This is a genomic window from Dubosiella newyorkensis, assembly GCF_001945605.1.
GTDB lineage: Bacteria > Bacillota_I > Bacilli_A > Erysipelotrichales > Erysipelotrichaceae > Dubosiella > Dubosiella newyorkensis.
Genome location: NZ_MPKA01000053.1, coordinates 22,394 through 38,526, shown reverse-complemented (window position 1 = coordinate 38,526; position 16,133 = coordinate 22,394). Strand labels below are relative to the sequence as shown.

The window sequence follows — 16,133 nt, the reverse complement described above, 5'->3', positions numbered from 1 at the left end:
AAGATCCGGTGGTGATAGAGAAGTGGAAATACCTGTTCCCGTCCCGAACACAGAAGTCAAGCACTCCATCGCCGAAGGTAGTTGGCTTAGCGCCTGCAAGAATAGGACGCTGCCGGTTCTAGAGAAGACCAGAAAGTGTATGCTTTCTGGTCTTCTTTTGTGTTGTAAATATAAATATTTATATTATCATCAAATCAAGGATGAGAAAGGATAGGATTATGAAAAAAACACTCTATTTAATGCGCCATGGAGAAACGGAATTTAATAAAAAGAAAAGGATCCAAGGATGGACCGATTCGCCACTTACTCAAAATGGAATCGATCAAGCAAAAAAGGCAAAAGAATGGTTTGAAAAAAATAAAATTCAATTTACCCACGCTTATTGTTCGACTTCTGAACGTGCAAGCGATACTCTCGAATTGATCACGACTTTATCCTATAAGCGATTAAAAGGATTAAAAGAAATGAATTTTGGTAAGTTCGACGGCGAAAGCGAATCGCTGAATCCACCATTAGATCAATACGATACTTTCTTCTCCGTCTATGGAAATGGCGAAACAAGAGCGCAAGTTCAACAAAGAATGAATGAAACAATCACAAATATCATGAGACATTCCGACCATGAGAGTGTTCTCATCGTTTCCCATGGAGGAGCAATCGCAAATTTTTATAGAAAATGGGAAAACGAAAGTCCAATTAAAAAAAATGAACCTTTTTATAATTGTTGTATTCTAAAATATATATACGAAGACGGAAAATTTATTTTAGAAAATGTAGTTAATGAAAACAAACCAGCACGATAAGGAGGAACCATGATTCGTAGAGCCAAAATGAAAGATATTCCAAGACTCTTGGACCTTTTAGAACAAGTCAACATGGTCCATCATAACGGAAGGCCCGATCTGTTTTATGGACCTGCGACAAAATACAATAAAGAAGAATTGGAAAAGCTTTTAGATGACCAAAATACATTCATATTTGTAAGTTGCGACCAAAAAGATCACGTTTTAGGATATGCTTTTTGTCTTCATCAACAACACTTGAATTCTTCTCTACTAACGGATATTCGAACATTATATATCGACGATATTTGTGTAGATGAAAAGGCCCGACATCAACATATCGGGAAATCCCTCTATGAACATGTAGTCAAATTCGCACAACAAAACGACTACTATAACATCACATTGAATGTTTGGAGCTTGAATCCTGGAGCCCAAGCTTTTTATGAAAGCTTAGGAATGAAGCCATATCGGATCGGCATGGAAATGATTCTTTGATAAGCATATTTCATTACATTTTCGAAATAGAACCTTAGAATAAAAAAAACGGAGGTTCAGAAAATGAAAGCACTCGTATTTGGTGGTGGAGGGTCAAAAGGAAGCTACGAAGTTGGTGTTTGCCAAGCGCTCAACAAATTAGGTTATACTTTTGATTTAGTGACAGGCGTCAGTATCGGCGCTCTTTGCGGAGCGATCTATGTTCAACAAGACAGTCAAAAACTCGTTGATTGGATCAATACATTCCAACAAAAAGATGTATCCGAATCTTTGTTCATGTTTCCGAATCAATATTCTTCGAAGGATTTAAAAGGGCAAAGCGCCGACGCATTCTTTGATCTATTTTGCGAGGATGGGCCGTCGATCCAACCATTGATCACGCGCTATCAAAAAATCTTTGATTTTGATCGCTTTATGGGATCTCATATCGACTATGCATGCCTCTCCTATAATATGAGTCAACAAAAGCCGCAAGCCTTTTATAAATCCGAAATGACGAAGGAGAATGTAATCAAGCAAATATTCTCCAGCACTGCCTATTTTCCGGCATTCAACTTGATTAAGATCAATGGAGAATACTATGCGGATGGAGGCTATGCTCATTCCGTTCCTTATGAGCTCGCTCAAGAGATGGGGGCTACATCATTGATCGCGATCGATATCTCTGACTTTGAAATACCGGATCCTTTTCAAAGCGACGAGAACCATCTTTTGATCCGCCCATTGATGAAACTGAAGTATTATCTAGATTTTTCAGGAGCGGACTTGACCCCTCAAATTATGGAGGGATATTTAGAAACTTTAAAGTATTTAAACAAAGCGCCAGGCTATCTCTATACATTTTATGAAGAAGACTGGAAAGATATGCTGACTCTTGAAAAAATCGGCATAGAAATCATCAAGAAAGCAGGGAAAAAGGCAGACCTTAAAGAGCTTCCTGAGGCGCTTAAAGAAATCTATACCTTTTTGTTTCAATATGTTCCTCGGCCTTTGAACAATAAGTATTCGAACGAATATATCTTAGGAAGAGTGTTAGAAGCTATCGGATGTATTTGTGGATTAGAACTTTTCCAGCAATATCATTTTAAAGATTTTTTAAAACAGATCCTGATCCATTTAGAGAACTTCAACGCCGATCCGAATACGCTCCCTTATCAAATCGAATATCGCTTTATGGAAATGAAAGGCGCTCGAGATCTTATCGTTTTTTTCCATTCCGCCTTTCTTTCTTATGGACTACACTTACCGGAAGGCTTTGATAAGCTAAAAGAAAAGTATCTTCTTCCTTACTATATCGCGATTGCTTGGATCGTATTGGATAAATGTAGACTTTTGCTCGATCTATGACCTCATAACTTTTTATGAGGTTTTTTTCGATTGTAGTATAATGAACGATATGGAAATACATCAAAACACACTCTTTGAACAAGAAGAAACAAAACCAGATGAAGTGTTTCGGCCTTTGGCTGATCGAATGCGTCCCCAAACACTCGAAGAATATGCCGGACAAAAACAACTCGTCCAAAAAGGAAGCCTGTTATGGAAGATGATCCAGAACGATCAAATTCCTTCGATGATCTTTTGGGGCCCGCCAGGAGTAGGAAAAACGACACTCGCTCGAATCATCGCCCATCAAACGAAAGCGAACTTTATCGATTTTTCAGCTGTGCAAAGTGGAATCAAAGAAATTAAAGCCGTTATGAAGCAAGCCGAACTCGATCGAAAAGCAGGCAAAAAGACGATCGTATTTGTCGATGAGATCCATCGCTTCAATAAAGCCCAACAAGATGCATTTCTTCCTTATGTCGAAAAAGGAAGCATCATCTTGATTGGAGCAACAACGGAAAATCCAAGCTTTGAAGTCAATTCTGCCCTTCTTTCTCGCTGTCGAACCTTCGTGCTTCAATCACTCGAACGAGAAGATCTCAAACAACTGATCTATCATGCACTAAGTTCTCAACAAGGATTTGGACAAATGCATATCGATATCCGCGAGGAAGACATCGATAAGATTGCCGCTTTCTCTAATGGCGATGCTCGCTTTTGTCTGAATACATTAGAAATGGTCATCATCAATTCGCCAAGCGATGTCGATGGAGTCCATGTATCTCAAGATATCATCAAGCAATGTCTGCAAAAAAGATCATTACTCTATGATAAACAAGGAGAAGAGCATTATAATATTATTTCCGCCCTCCATAAAAGCGTCCGCAATTCCGATGTGCAGGCAGCCATATATTGGCTGGCTCGAATGCTTGAAGCAGGAGAGGATCCGCTTTACGTCGCGCGAAGACTCGTAAGGATGGCCAGCGAAGATATTGGAATGGCCGATTCAAGAGCGCTCGAAATTTGTATAGCTGCATACAATGCGGCCCATTATTTAGGAATGCCCGAATGCAATGTCCATTTGACCCACGCAGTCGTTTATTTATGCCTAGCGCCAAAATCAAATGCCCTTGAAGTGGCGTATAATGCAGCGAAAGAGGACGCTAGAAAAACATTAGAACAACCTGTTCCACTGCACATCCGCAACGCCCCAACAAAACTCATGAAGGATCTAGGCTATGGAGAAAATTATGAATATTCGCATGACTATGCTTACCATATGACCGATATGCAGTGTTTGCCCGATTCACTTGTCGGAAGAGAATATTATCAGCCTTCCGATCAAGGTTCGGAACAAAAAGTTAAAAAACGCATGGAACAGATCAACGCGATCAAAGCCAACTATCATAGATTAAGGAGAATGAAAAAATCATGAATATCAAAATCCATTCGATCAAGGAAACGAAAGAACTGGCTCAAAATCTTGCTTCTTTAATTCAAGGAAAGAATATCGTCATTTGTTTGAGTGGCGATCTAGGTGCTGGTAAAACGACATGGACGCAAGCCTTTGGAAAAGCATTAGGCGTAAAAAAGACCATCAACTCACCTACATTCACGATTATGAAAAATTATGTTCAAGGCGATGATAAACCATTCTTTCACATTGATGCTTATCGGTTGGAAGGACTCGATCAAGATCTTGGATTTGAAGAATGTTTTGATGAAGGTATCTGTGTTATCGAATGGTCTCACTTTATTGAAAACCAGATCCCTTCTGATCACATCGAAATGAATATTTTTGCTCGAGATGGAGAAGAAAGAACGATTGAATTGTTAGGAACAGGACCCGTTTCTCAAGAAATTGTAAAGGAGTACGAAAATGCTTAGTCTATGTATGGATAGTGCTTATAAAAATTTGATTATCGGTTTATACGACGAGAATGGATTGATCGATGGGATCGCCTTCGAAGCTTTCAAAAAACAAAGTGAAACGATTTTTGTTGAACTTGAACGCCTCTTGAAAAAAAACGATCTCGATTATAAAGATTTTGATCAAATCGTGATCACGAAAGGACCAGGTAGCTATACAGGAATACGAATCGCCATGACAATCGCAAAAGTTTTAAGCACCCAAATGGGTCAAACGCTCAAAACGATTTCTACGATGCAGCTTTATGCTGGAAAAGAAGAAAAAGCCAATGTTATTTTGGATGCTCGCTCTTCTCGTGTATACGCGGCTTATCTAGAAAATGGCAAGTTGATCGAAGGGCCGAAGATCATTACGCTCGACCAAGGGGAGTCATTTTTAAAAGCGCATCCAGCTCCCGTTTTTGGAGATGCCTATTTAATTGGACAGCAAGGACAAAGCAGTGATTATTTAAAAAATTTCGGTGACTTGCTCCTAGACGCACAACGCGTCGAAAACAAGCATACCTTGACACCCGAGTATTTAAAAAGTAGCGAGGCATATAAAGCATGATCGATTTTATCGAAATGGATCTGAGCCATGCAAAAGCAGTTTTTGAACTTGAACAAAAGTGCTTCAGCGATCCATGGACATATGACAATATTTGTTATGAAATCGAAGGTAACCCCTTTTCTACAGGCTGGCTCATGCTCGAAGGAAAAAAAATCGTTGGCTTCGCTTTTTTATGGATCTTGTTCGAACGAGCGGACATCGCCGATATCGCGATCGCTCCCGAAGAAAGAAATAATGGATATGGAATGGAATTTTTGAAATTTCTAGAAATGGAAGCGATCCAAAAAGGATGTGAATTGTTTTCTTTAGAAGTAAAGGAATCAAATCAAACGGCTCGTCACCTTTATGAAAAATTTGGGTTTATCGAAACCAACCGCTCTAAAAAATATTATTCAGATGGTCAGACAGCCATCTATATGTCAAAGCCAATTGGAGGAATATAATGATTATTTTAGGAATAGAAAGCAGCTGCGATGAAACCGCAGTCGCCATTGTTAAAGATGGAAAAGAAATCCTTTCTTCGGTGGTCGCCTCGCAAATCGATGTCCATACGGAATTTGGAGGCGTCGTACCTGAAGTGGCTAGCCGGATCCATGTCGAAAATATTTCCATCTGTATAGAAAAAGCGTTGAAAGAAGCCAATATGACGATGGAACAAATCGATGCGATAGCTGTGACAAAAGGTCCTGGCTTGATTGGATGTCTGCATGTAGGTGTGCAAGCGGCCAAGACACTAGCCTTTGCTTTTCATAAACCACTTATTCCAGTCCATCATTTAGCTGGTCATATTTACGCCAATTCTCTTGTCGTAGATTTAAAATATCCACTTTTAGCTTTGGTCGTCAGTGGTGGAAATTCTGAACTTGTTTACATGAAAGATGAACATAGTTTCGAAATCTTAGGAGAAACGCAAGATGACGCGATCGGAGAAGCCTATGACAAAGTGGCCCGGGTACTTGATCTTGGCTATCCGGGTGGGCCTAAAATCGATCAGTTGGCCAAACAAGGGGAGCCGATCTATAGTCTTCCGCAACCGAAGACAGAAGGTAAATATGATTTTTCGTTTTCAGGACTAAAATCAGGTGTTTTACAGTTTGTCAAAAGAAAAGAAAAAGCTCACGAAACATTTAAAATGGAAGATCTTGCCGCTAGCTTTCAAGAAACAGCATTAAATGAGATCTTTTCTCGGGTAGAGCGGGTTTTGAAAGATTATCCAGATATTCAGCATTTTGTTGTAGGGGGCGGTGTTTCCGCAAACTCTAGATTGCGCGAAAAAGTGGAAGAACTAAGGCAAAAGTATCCAAAGATCGAATTCACTGTCCCTCCTATGTATTGTTGTACGGATAATGCATGTATGATCGCTGTCGCAGGAGAGATCGCGAATAAAGTGGGGCGCCGAGGGTCTGCAGATCTTAGCGGCGATTCATCGTGGGCAATTCAATAGAAAACGAGAATATATCAAGCCATAATATAAGTGTAAACCAAGACGAAAGCTTGAATAGATGAGAAACAAAAAATAGGTTGAACAAACATCACTGGAGAAAAAGCGAACTGTGTTTGAACATCCTTAACTCTATGACTCATCTTTTTCTGTCCTATAATAAAAGCATCCGATTGCAGCCGGATGCTTTTTCCATTGACATGTCCGTTCAATTCGATGACAATTTGGCTAAGAAATAAAAGAGGTAACGTATGATCAAAGCAGTTATTTTTGATATGGATGGTTTGATGTTCGATACAGAACAAATGTTCAAACAACAATTTCGCGAAAAGCTCAATGCCTATGGCTTGAATGCAGTGCCAGATACAGTGATCCAAAGCATGATTGGCTGTGATTCTAGACGAATCGCAATGTATGAGAATCAATATCCGACAATTTCTAAGGCGATGGAAGAATGCCAACAGGAGCGAATGGATTACTTTTTTCGATTTTTTTCCGTTCCAGGCTCGGCAAACAAGCAGGGTTTAAAAGAACTTGTACAATATTTAAAAAATAAAAACATACCTTTTGCGATCGCTTCCAGCTCTTATCGTGAACATATCGAAACATTTTTAGAGTATGCAGGTTTTCCTATCGAACCCGCTCTTATCGTTTCGGGAAAAGAAGGATATGCTTCAAAACCTGATCCTGCGATCTTTTTAGGAGCTGCCAATAAGCTTGGTGTCGATCCATCCTCTTGTCTTGTATTGGAAGATAGTAAAAACGGAATCTTGGCGGCTAAGAACGCGAACATGATATCGATCTTTATCCCCGATCAAATCGTTCCTGACCAAGAAATGAAAGAAGCGATTCAATATGAAAAAAAGGATCTGAGCGAAGTCATCGACTTTCTAGAACAGGAGAATGAACATGCATGAACTGTATATAAAACAGGTCTATTTACCATTTGCTTCTACAGATGGATATCGGGTTTTAGTGGATCGTATCTGGCCTAGAGGGATCAAAAAGGTGGATGCGCATTTAGATTCTTGGGAAAAAAAGATTGCGCCTTCCAACGAATTGAGAAAGTGGTTTCATCACGATCCACAAAGATTTGAAATATTTAAAACAAAATATCGGGAAGAGCTGGAACAAAATGGAGAAGCTCAACGTTTGGTGGAAATTGTGCGAAAACAGTTAGAAACCCAAAATGTAACTTTATTATATGGAGCGAAGGATACGCAAGACAATCAAGCTGTCGTTTTGAAGGAATGGCTTTTAGAAAAATTGGTTCCGAGCAAGACGTTATGATAAGATATACAGAGATGGAAAGAGTGAGGAGAAAATATGCCAGATAAGATCGTAGTATTGGATTTTGGAAGTCAGTACAATCAGCTGATTGCACGACGGATCCGGGAATTTGGAGTGTATTCTGAACTCCATTCGAACGAAATGACTTTGGAAGAAATCAAAAAGTTGGAAGATGTAAAAGGAATCGTTTTTTCAGGCGGACCAGAAGATGTATTTGAAGCCGATGCTCCAAAATGTGATCCTGCCATTTTGACAAGCGGTATCCCTGTTCTTGGAATCTGCTATGGAATGCAGCTCATCCAGCAAGAACTTGGTGGTAAAGTTGAACCTGGAGAATCTAGTGAGTATGGGCGTACGACGATCGAAGTGACAAAGGAAAACCTTTTGTTTGAAGGAACCCCACGCACCCAAACCGTTTGGATGTCTCACGGAAATAAAGTAACAGAGCTAGCGCCTGGATTTGAAACGATCGCTTGTTCAGACAATTGCCCATTTGCGGCAGCGCAAGACACGGAACGAAAAATGTACACTCTCCAATTCCATCCCGAAGTTCGGCATACAGAATATGGAAATACGTTGCTAAAAAACTTTGTGTTCAAGATTTGCCAAGCGAAAGCCAATTGGTCAATGCATGATTTTATTGAAACACAGAAAAAAGCGATCAAAGATAAAGTGAAAGACGACAAAGTCCTTCTAGGATTGAGTGGTGGCGTGGATTCGAGTGTCGTAGCCGCTCTCTTGCATGAAGCGATCGGCGATCAGCTGATTTGTATGTTCATCGATCATGGGCTGCTTCGAAAAGGCGAAGCTGAATCGGTCATGGAAACTTTTGGCAAAAACATGAATGTCAATCTCGTGAAGATCGACGCGAAAGATCGCTTTCTCTCAAAACTTGCAGGAGTAAGCGATCCAGAAAAAAAGCGCAAGATCATTGGAAACGAGTTTGTCTACACCTTTGATGAAGAAGTCAAGAAATTGACAGAAGGAGAAAATATCAAGTGGCTCGCGCAAGGAACTCTGTATACGGATGTGATCGAATCCGGAACAAAGACGGCGCAGACTATCAAATCACATCACAATGTGGGCGGTCTGCCTAAAGATATGCAGTTCCAATTGATCGAACCGCTGAACACCTTATTCAAAGATGAAGTCCGCGAACTTGGAAGCGAGCTCGGTTTGCCAGATGAGATGGTTTGGCGCCAGCCATTCCCAGGACCAGGACTTGGGATCCGCATTTTAGGCGATGTTACAGAAGAAAAGCTCAAGATCGTTCAAGATTCTGATGCGATCTTACGGGAAGAAATCGCGAAAGCAGGATTAGAACGCGATATATGGCAATACTTTACAGCCTTGACCAATATGCGCAGTGTAGGGGTGATGGGCGATCAAAGAACGTATGATTACGCTGTCGCGATACGAGCAGTCACAAGCATTGATGGTATGACAGCCGATTGGGCAAGGATCCCATTTGATGTCCTAGACAAAGTGGCAAACCGGATCGTCAATGAAGTCGATCATGTCAACCGTGTGCTCTATGATATCACCTCGAAGCCTCCTGGGACGATCGAGTTCGAATAAATTGTGAGTTTGAAGAAGTCCAGTGTTGATGTGGACTTTTGATAATCGATCACAGTTGTTTGTATGTGATTATTCTTGCTGTCAAACAAGAGGTTGAAATCCATATTAGAAACGCCCTTAGCTGTGGGAATAAACGCATGGCTAAGGGCGTTTTTTTATGGCTTTCTGATGATAAAGTTAAAATTTGAGTCATAATGGAGTCCAAGTTCTCTACAGATCCTATCGTTAACGCGATCTAAAGCTCTTTTATATTCTCCATATTTTGGTGATAGTATCATAAGGTTAGGAATAAATATATCATTGTATCCTTTGTTTTGAAATTCTTTCATCATTTTTCTTTGGGCTATGTAAGCTGGATAATATTTCAATATTCCTGATTTTAATTTAGCACCTTTTAAAACGCCATCTTTTAATCTTTCATATTCTTCTTCGCTCATATCTCGATAAAAAGCAATCATTTCATCCGCTGTTCTTGTTTCATTAATAATACCGCCTGCTAGCTTAGTTCCTAATCGCATCATAAATGGTATTTTTAAAGTGGTCTCATCACAGTATTCTAAGAGATTCTTTAAAGCTTGTTTTTGCTCAGAAGTTTTAATTCTCACATTGAGAAACGGTTTGAAGTGACTGATTAAATAATCAGCCCATTTTTCTTCTGGAAGCATGGATTCGATCGCGTTTTCAATGGTCTCATAATCGAGCAGCTCATTTGCTTTATCGGGATCGCCATCATCGATAAACTCTTTTAATGCTTCAAGTTCAGACTTTTCCGTTTGCATTTCTTGTAACTTTTGATGGTATATGTTTAGAAGAATTTTCTTGTCATTTGTTTCTAAAAGCTTTTTAACATCATCAATGCCAATACCTAATTTTCTGTATATAGAAATCTTTTTTAATATTTCCACGTTTTCTTTTGTGTAATTACGATACCCATTCTCATCTTTCTTTACAGATAATAATCCTTTTTCTTCGTAATATTTGATTGCGCGTTTGGTCATCCCTACTTCCTGAACGATCTCATTTAATAACATGCCAAAACACCTCCTTACACTTAAACCATAAGCGTGTACGTTGCGTATAGGTCAATCCTTGATTTTGAATTTATCACAAAACTTTACCACTAGTCTTAAAGCGTTCCTATCAAACGCTTTTTATTTTTTTACTAACTGCCTCATTGCAATCCTCGTTCTTTCTTCTATATTTGAAGATAGGAGGAAAAACGATGGCAAACGAAGACAAAAAAGATTTTAACGCAATGCTCAACGATCCAAAAGATATGCCAAAAATCAAGACGATCACGGATGAGAAAAGCATCGCAAAATATGGAGGGGCACGAATGTATTTTGCGCCACCGATCGAATACGACAAAATGATGAAAAAAGTCCCCAAAGGGAAATTGCTCACGATCCAAATGATCAGAAAATATTTCGCTAAAGAAAACGGAGCCGATTTTACCTATCCGATCACAGCAGGAATCTTTGTTTCCATAGCTGCTTGGGCTAGTCATCAACGAAATGAAAACCCCACTCCCTATTGGAGAACCCTAAAAGCTCATGGAGAACTGAATGCGAAATATCCAGGCGGAATTCAAGCGCAAAAAGAAAAGCTCGAAGCAGAAGGATTTACGATTCTTCAAAAAGGAAGAAAGAATCTTCGTTATTATGTCAAAGATTATGAAAAGGCCTTAATGGCTTTATGATCAAGAGAACTAGAAAAAGCATGGATCTATAGCAGAAGTAGAAGATAGACATGTTATACTGAAACGGAGGTGAGTGTATGGATAATCTTGGATTTATGACATGTCTTCCATTTTCTTTATTTTTTTTGTCGATGGGCCTCGTCTTTTCAACATTGAAAGGAAAAGCGGTCACTTTACTCAGTCAATTCAATTCATTAAGTAAAGAAGAACAAAAAAAATATAACAAAGAACAAATATCAAAAACCCAAGCTAAAACTTTCTATGTATGGACTTTTCTGCTAGGAATCGGAGCGATCGCTTCCTACTTCATTTCTACTTATATAGGGATCCTAGCTTTTTTGACCTGGCTATTTTTATTCTTAAAAGACGCTAAGAATACACCAGAACAAAATTTTCGGAAATATTCAAAAAAGAGGAAAGAAACGGAATGAAGCAGATCGATTACGGAACAGGAAGCATTTCAAAAAATATCATGCGCGCGGCTGGTCCTATGATTGCCGCTCAAGTCTTATCTTTGCTTTACAACGTCGTGGATCGCATGTATATTGGCAGGATCGAAGGAGTAGGAATGCAAGCGCTCGCTGGAGTAGGACTTTGTTTTCCTTTGATCTCCTTGATCAATGCGTTCGCTAATCTTTACGCTTCTGGTGGCGCATCGCTTTGCGCTATTGAAAGCGGCAGGAAAAACCATCAAAAAGCCGAAAACTATATCAATACATCGTTTGCGCTGATTGTGATCACCGCAATCCTGCTGAGTGTTTTTGGCTTTGTGTTCTGCGAAAAAATACTATATGCATTTGGCGCAAGTCAAACGACGATCCTTTACGCCCTGCCATATATGCAGATCTATATCATTGGCACTCTTTTTTCGATGATTTCTTTAGGCTTGAATCCATTCATCAACGCGCAAGGCTATCCTACCATCGGCATGGTGACGATCTTGATCGGAGCGATCCTCAATATCGTTCTAGATCCAATTTTTATTTTTAGCTTTCATCTAGGCATTCAAGGAGCCGCGATCGCAAGCGTGCTTGCTCAAATCGTATCGGCCATTTTTGTCCTTCGCTTTTTGACTTCCAAAAAAGCGGAATATCGGCTTCGTTTCTTTTCACTCGGCGTGGCTGAATTTTGGGATTGCACCAAAAACATCGTATCTTTAGGAATGGCAGGCTTTGTGATGCAGTGCACCAATTCACTCGTTCAAATCATTTCCAACAATGTTCTCAACCAATACGGCGGAGACCTTTACATCTCGATCATGACGATCGTCAATTCTGTGCGGCAGATCCTTGATACGATCATTTTTGGCTTGGCAGATGGAACAAGCCCTATTTTATCCTACAATTATGGTGCTCGCTATTATAAACGCGTCAAAAAGACGATCTGGGCCTTGACCGCGATCGCCTGCCTTTATACAAGTGTCGTGTGGATCCTGGTCTTAGCATTCCCCGCTTTATTCATTCAATTGTTCAATCAAGAACCCCAGCTGATCGAATTGTGTATTCCTGCATTGCGTCTTTACTTTTTCGCGTTTTTCTTTCAAGCTCTCCAATATGCTGGACAAACGACATTCAAGGCGCTCAATAAACGCAACCAAGCGATCTTCTTCTCTTTGTTTCGCAAAGTGATCATCGTCATACCGCTAACGCTTTGGCTTCCAAACCTTTTCAATATGGGAGCGATTGGTGTCTTTGCGGCTGAGCCGATCAGTAATTTTGTCGGAGGTTCGATTTGTTTTATCACGATGCTCGTTACCGTATTCCCGGAACTTAATCAAGCAAATGAATATGAAAAGTTCTAAAAAATTGATAACATTTTCTTGATAAAAGTTAGGAGATGCTTATGAGCAGTACTACAAATTCGAGTATATCTTATGAATCATTCAATTCGAAGCAAAGAATGCTCCTTACGATTGGCTCGTTAGGTTTAGTGTTCGCGACAGCCGCCTATGGATTGTCGCTCGCCACGATCCAAGGACCAATGTTAAAGAACATAGGAGCAGAATCTGCTTTTTCTTTAGTAACGCTGATCGGTTCGATGGCCATGTGTATCATGACCCCAATTGGAGGTCGTCTTTGCGACATCTATGGAATGCGTAAAGTCATTTTAGTTGGCGGGATCATTAGCATGATTTCCGGGATCGGTTTCGTTTTCGCAAACAATTTACCATTGTTCATCCTATGCCGATTCTTTTTATTCCTTGCGATGGGAAGCTTTGTGACCACACCCTATATCTTGGCAGGTATCATTAATAAACGACAAGATGTTCCTAAAGCGATGGGCTTGATCGCGATCGTTCTAGGAATCGGGTCATTCCTTGGCTCCTATTTAGCGGGAGTATTTACCGATATGAATATGATGGTCCTTGCGATCTTGTTCCCGATCATTGGACTTTTAGTAGGCGTTCCATTGATCGTGATGAATTATCCAGATCAAGAAAAGGGCGCGAGTGGGGTGCATCTTGATGTCAAAGGAACGATTTTGCTCGTTCTAAGCTTAGGCGGAATCTTGCTCGCCCTCAATTTTGGACCGACTTCCGGATGGAGCAATCCAGTCGTTCTTGGATGCATGGGAGTAGGAATCGTAGCGTTGATCTTATTGTTCTTTGTGGAAAGCAAGGCGGAAAGTCCATTGATCCCGCTCCATATCTTCAAAAACAAAGAGTACAGTTTATTACTGCTGATCGCCTTTTTGAGTATGTTCTATGTTACAGGATTAACGACCTATATTCCAAATGCAATCCAAGACATCATGGGACAAAGCACGACCGCAAGCGGCTCTGTCACGATCCCACGTACGATCATCTCGATCATTCTTCCAGGACTTGTAGGTGGTTGGGTCGCAAAAAACCAAACCAGAAACTCTTGGATCTCTCTTTCAATCGCAGGAATCTGTATCGCGATCGCCTTTGCCGGACTCGTCTTTATTGGTCCGCACATGCCATTATGGTTCGTGATCGTTATGGTCTCTTTGACAGGAATCGCGGATTCGTTCCGGTCTGTCGTGATCACACCAGCAGCCCAAGCCGTCCTTACTCCAAAAGATATGGGGATCGGAACCTCATTGATCGGATTCTTCATCTCGCTCTCTAGCGTGATCTCTTCGAGCTTGGATGGAATTGCTTATGATACATTACGCCTTTCAGAACAAGGCGTTCATGGAATCACGATGGGAGTCGATACAGTCTTCTTGATTTCGGCAATCACCGGCTTGCTCACCTTTATTTTATCCACGTTCATTTATCGTAAGATGGCTGAAAACCGCGCAAAAAAACAAGCAAAAGCCTAAAAAAATGAAACCATCGACTCAAAGCTCGATGGTTTTTATCTATCCGGGCATTTGAGCGCAAAAAAATAAAATAAAGAATTATTCTAGAAGAGAAAAGAAAGCAGGTAGTAAATATGAGTAACATTTTACGAATCACAGATACGATCCCAGAAGGTGTGGTGAAAGAAGCTTTGGAAAGCGGAACAGTCGAAGGCGTGATCGTCGAAGAATTTCCAGACGCTGATTTTATAGAAAGAGTCGCCACACTTCTTCGCGACTATTCTGTAAAACACATTGTTGTAGACCTTAAAAGCATTACGAATTCCTCTCATTTGATCGAAGCCGTAACAGGCTTGCTTTTGCCAATGGCCGAAGTTGTGATCCCAAGTATTCCAGAAGCCGAAGTGCTAGACCGTATGTCGGTCACAAGCGACCAAGACATGGAAATGGCAGCCAAGAATATCGCGGACCATTCGGGAGCTTCTGTCATCTTATTTGCCAAAGGAATCTTTGCCGCTAAAAATCTTCTCTATACAAGCAATCAAGCCATTTGGTTCGATAAAGATTTAACAAGCGAAGAGATCACGAAAGGATTGACAGAAAATAAGCCACTCACTGAGATCGTAGCATAGTGGAAGGAACCGACTTTCTGTGAGTCGGTTTTTTTCCCGATTTTTTAGAGAGAAGTTCTCTCAAATACGCACTGGATTCTAAATGGATCGGTTTCTTTTTCATAGCTTTAGTCTATCGAAGAAATCATAAGAAATTCGAAATAAAATCAGAAGAACATGAAACGATTATTAAAAAAAACACGATATATAAGTCTTCTTCTTGGCTTATGCCTTATCGGCTGCACTGCCCCTAAAAAAGTGGATGCAAATGCTCTGATGGATTGGATCCATACGCAAGCCAATACAAACTCAATCGAGATCGGTATAACAGACTCGACCAACCAAGAAGAAACCACGATCAATTTATGGAAAAAAGAGGGAAAAAGTTATGGAGCCTGGAAAAATTCAGGAACAAATGATACCAGCAAATATACGGCGCCAACGCTTCAAATCGCAAAAGAAGAAAATGGAAAAAGAAAAACGATCCTCTTTACTCAAGTAGAGGATGGGTATGTGGTCGATTTGATCGAAAACGAACAAGCGCCAGAAGAACTGTTTACCCAGACGATCGCTTCCTTATTTGCACCCGCTCTGATCAACGATGGACAAAAATATACACTCGATCCTTCGTATTCTATTCAAAAACAAGACGATCGTTATACGATACAATCCGAAGACACACAGACTTGGACGTATCAAATTGACACGAAATCTGAAACCATTCAAACAAAACGTCCAACTGGAGAAAAGATCGAAACCCAACTTGAAGCCAATAAAGCGCCTTCGCAAACAACAAAACAACAAATAGAAACACTATTGGAAGATCCCTCTTTGCAAGAAGGGTCTATGATCCAATTTAGATCATAGACCGGTCGCTACAGTCAACGCAGCAAGAAAGATGCCTGGAACGTTCGCGATGATGATCGGCCAATCTTTTGGCTTGCTCCATAAGCCATAGATTGTCCAAAGGATACAGTTCACAAACGCTACGGCTGGCTGTATGACATTGCCCTTTTGACCATTCAAGTTGGCATGGATCTGCGCGATATAGGATACATACATTAAAACAGACATGATAGAAGCGGTAGTCCCTACATAATGATAGAGTTTATTTTTATTCATAGTTTCACCTCGTATTTAAAATATAAATAACCTAAAGAAA

General features: G+C 40.3%; 19 protein-coding genes and 1 rRNA gene. 18 read left to right on the top strand and 2 right to left on the bottom strand.

Annotated features, from left to right (window positions below; all coding sequences use genetic code 11):
• The first annotated feature begins 4 nt into the window (after nucleotides 1–4).
• From rrf to guaA, 12 genes are all read left to right on the top strand, one after another.
• A 5S ribosomal RNA gene (rrf, locus tag BO225_RS03500) occupies nucleotides 5–118 on the top strand.
• Nucleotides 119–218: 100 nt separating this feature from the next.
• The gene (locus BO225_RS03495) at nucleotides 219–803 is read left to right on the top strand and encodes a histidine phosphatase family protein (RefSeq protein WP_076340893.1); all 585 of its coding nucleotides are present in this window, start codon (nucleotides 219–221) and stop codon (nucleotides 801–803) included.
• A 9-nt stretch (nucleotides 804–812) separates the two neighbouring features.
• Nucleotides 813–1,280, top strand: a complete 468-nt coding sequence (locus tag BO225_RS03490) for a GNAT family N-acetyltransferase (RefSeq protein WP_076340892.1) — start codon at nucleotides 813–815, stop codon at nucleotides 1,278–1,280.
• A 63-nt stretch (nucleotides 1,281–1,343) separates the two neighbouring features.
• The gene (locus BO225_RS03485) at nucleotides 1,344–2,627 is read left to right on the top strand and encodes a patatin-like phospholipase family protein (RefSeq protein WP_076340891.1); all 1,284 of its coding nucleotides are present in this window, start codon (nucleotides 1,344–1,346) and stop codon (nucleotides 2,625–2,627) included.
• Between the two features lie 49 nt (nucleotides 2,628–2,676).
• Nucleotides 2,677–4,041: a replication-associated recombination protein A gene (locus BO225_RS03480; protein ID WP_143356756.1), complete on the top strand. Its 1,365-nt coding sequence runs from the start codon at nucleotides 2,677–2,679 to the stop codon at nucleotides 4,039–4,041.
• Nucleotides 4,038–4,493 carry a tRNA (adenosine(37)-N6)-threonylcarbamoyltransferase complex ATPase subunit type 1 TsaE gene (tsaE, locus tag BO225_RS03475; protein ID WP_076340890.1) on the top strand — a complete coding sequence of 152 codons (456 nt, stop codon included), beginning with the start codon at nucleotides 4,038–4,040 and terminating at the stop codon, nucleotides 4,491–4,493. The genes BO225_RS03480 and tsaE overlap by 4 nt, the downstream gene beginning before the upstream one ends.
• Nucleotides 4,486–5,085 carry a tRNA (adenosine(37)-N6)-threonylcarbamoyltransferase complex dimerization subunit type 1 TsaB gene (tsaB, locus tag BO225_RS03470; protein WP_076340889.1) on the top strand — a complete coding sequence of 200 codons (600 nt, stop codon included), beginning with the start codon at nucleotides 4,486–4,488 and terminating at the stop codon, nucleotides 5,083–5,085. The genes tsaE and tsaB overlap by 8 nt, the downstream gene beginning before the upstream one ends.
• Nucleotides 5,082–5,528, top strand: a complete 447-nt coding sequence (gene rimI / locus BO225_RS03465) for a ribosomal protein S18-alanine N-acetyltransferase (RefSeq protein WP_076340888.1) — start codon at nucleotides 5,082–5,084, stop codon at nucleotides 5,526–5,528. The genes tsaB and rimI overlap by 4 nt, the downstream gene beginning before the upstream one ends.
• The gene (tsaD, locus tag BO225_RS03460; RefSeq protein ID WP_076340887.1) at nucleotides 5,528–6,529 is read left to right on the top strand and encodes a tRNA (adenosine(37)-N6)-threonylcarbamoyltransferase complex transferase subunit TsaD; all 1,002 of its coding nucleotides are present in this window, start codon (nucleotides 5,528–5,530) and stop codon (nucleotides 6,527–6,529) included. The genes rimI and tsaD overlap by 1 nt, the downstream gene beginning before the upstream one ends.
• Before the next feature lie 248 nt (nucleotides 6,530–6,777).
• On the top strand, nucleotides 6,778–7,443 hold the full coding sequence (locus BO225_RS03455; RefSeq protein ID WP_076340886.1) for an HAD family hydrolase: 666 nt from the start codon (nucleotides 6,778–6,780) through the stop codon (nucleotides 7,441–7,443).
• Nucleotides 7,436–7,816 (top strand): DUF488 domain-containing protein, encoded by a 381-nt coding sequence (locus BO225_RS03450; protein WP_076340885.1) that lies wholly within the window; start codon nucleotides 7,436–7,438, stop codon nucleotides 7,814–7,816. Before BO225_RS03455 ends, BO225_RS03450 begins: the two co-directional genes overlap by 8 nt.
• 36 nt (nucleotides 7,817–7,852) lie before the next feature.
• Entirely contained in the window at nucleotides 7,853–9,394 is a 1,542-nt protein-coding gene (gene guaA / locus BO225_RS03445; RefSeq protein ID WP_076340884.1) for a glutamine-hydrolyzing GMP synthase, read from the top strand.
• A gap of 155 nt (nucleotides 9,395–9,549) precedes the next feature.
• On the opposite strand, the gene BO225_RS03440 is transcribed toward guaA, so the two are convergent.
• Nucleotides 9,550–10,425, bottom strand: a complete 876-nt coding sequence (locus tag BO225_RS03440; RefSeq protein WP_076340883.1) for a MerR family transcriptional regulator — start codon at nucleotides 10,423–10,425, stop codon at nucleotides 9,550–9,552.
• A gap of 191 nt (nucleotides 10,426–10,616) precedes the next feature.
• Between BO225_RS03440 and BO225_RS03435 the strand changes: the two genes are divergently transcribed.
• From BO225_RS03435 to BO225_RS03410, 6 genes are all read left to right on the top strand, one after another.
• Entirely contained in the window at nucleotides 10,617–11,093 is a 477-nt protein-coding gene (locus BO225_RS03435) for an MGMT family protein (protein ID WP_076340882.1), read from the top strand.
• 77 nt (nucleotides 11,094–11,170) lie between these two features.
• Nucleotides 11,171–11,524, top strand: coding sequence for a DUF3784 domain-containing protein (locus tag BO225_RS03430; RefSeq protein WP_076340881.1), 354 nt, complete (start codon nucleotides 11,171–11,173; stop codon nucleotides 11,522–11,524).
• Entirely contained in the window at nucleotides 11,521–12,894 is a 1,374-nt protein-coding gene (locus BO225_RS03425) for an MATE family efflux transporter (protein ID WP_076340880.1), read from the top strand. The genes BO225_RS03430 and BO225_RS03425 overlap by 4 nt, the downstream gene beginning before the upstream one ends.
• A gap of 41 nt (nucleotides 12,895–12,935) precedes the next feature.
• Nucleotides 12,936–14,381: an MFS transporter gene (locus tag BO225_RS03420; RefSeq protein ID WP_076340879.1), complete on the top strand. Its 1,446-nt coding sequence runs from the start codon at nucleotides 12,936–12,938 to the stop codon at nucleotides 14,379–14,381.
• Nucleotides 14,382–14,494: 113 nt separating this feature from the next.
• Nucleotides 14,495–14,992: a bifunctional hydroxymethylpyrimidine kinase/phosphomethylpyrimidine kinase gene (locus BO225_RS03415; protein WP_076340878.1), complete on the top strand. Its 498-nt coding sequence runs from the start codon at nucleotides 14,495–14,497 to the stop codon at nucleotides 14,990–14,992.
• 156 nt (nucleotides 14,993–15,148) lie between these two features.
• Nucleotides 15,149–15,838, top strand: coding sequence for a hypothetical protein (locus tag BO225_RS03410; RefSeq protein ID WP_076340877.1), 690 nt, complete (start codon nucleotides 15,149–15,151; stop codon nucleotides 15,836–15,838).
• On the opposite strand, the gene BO225_RS03405 is transcribed toward BO225_RS03410, so the two are convergent.
• On the bottom strand, nucleotides 15,833–16,093 hold the full coding sequence (locus BO225_RS03405) for a SemiSWEET family transporter (RefSeq protein WP_076340876.1): 261 nt from the start codon (nucleotides 16,091–16,093) through the stop codon (nucleotides 15,833–15,835). The genes BO225_RS03410 and BO225_RS03405 overlap by 6 nt on opposite strands.
• Nucleotides 16,094–16,133 lie beyond the last annotated feature (40 nt).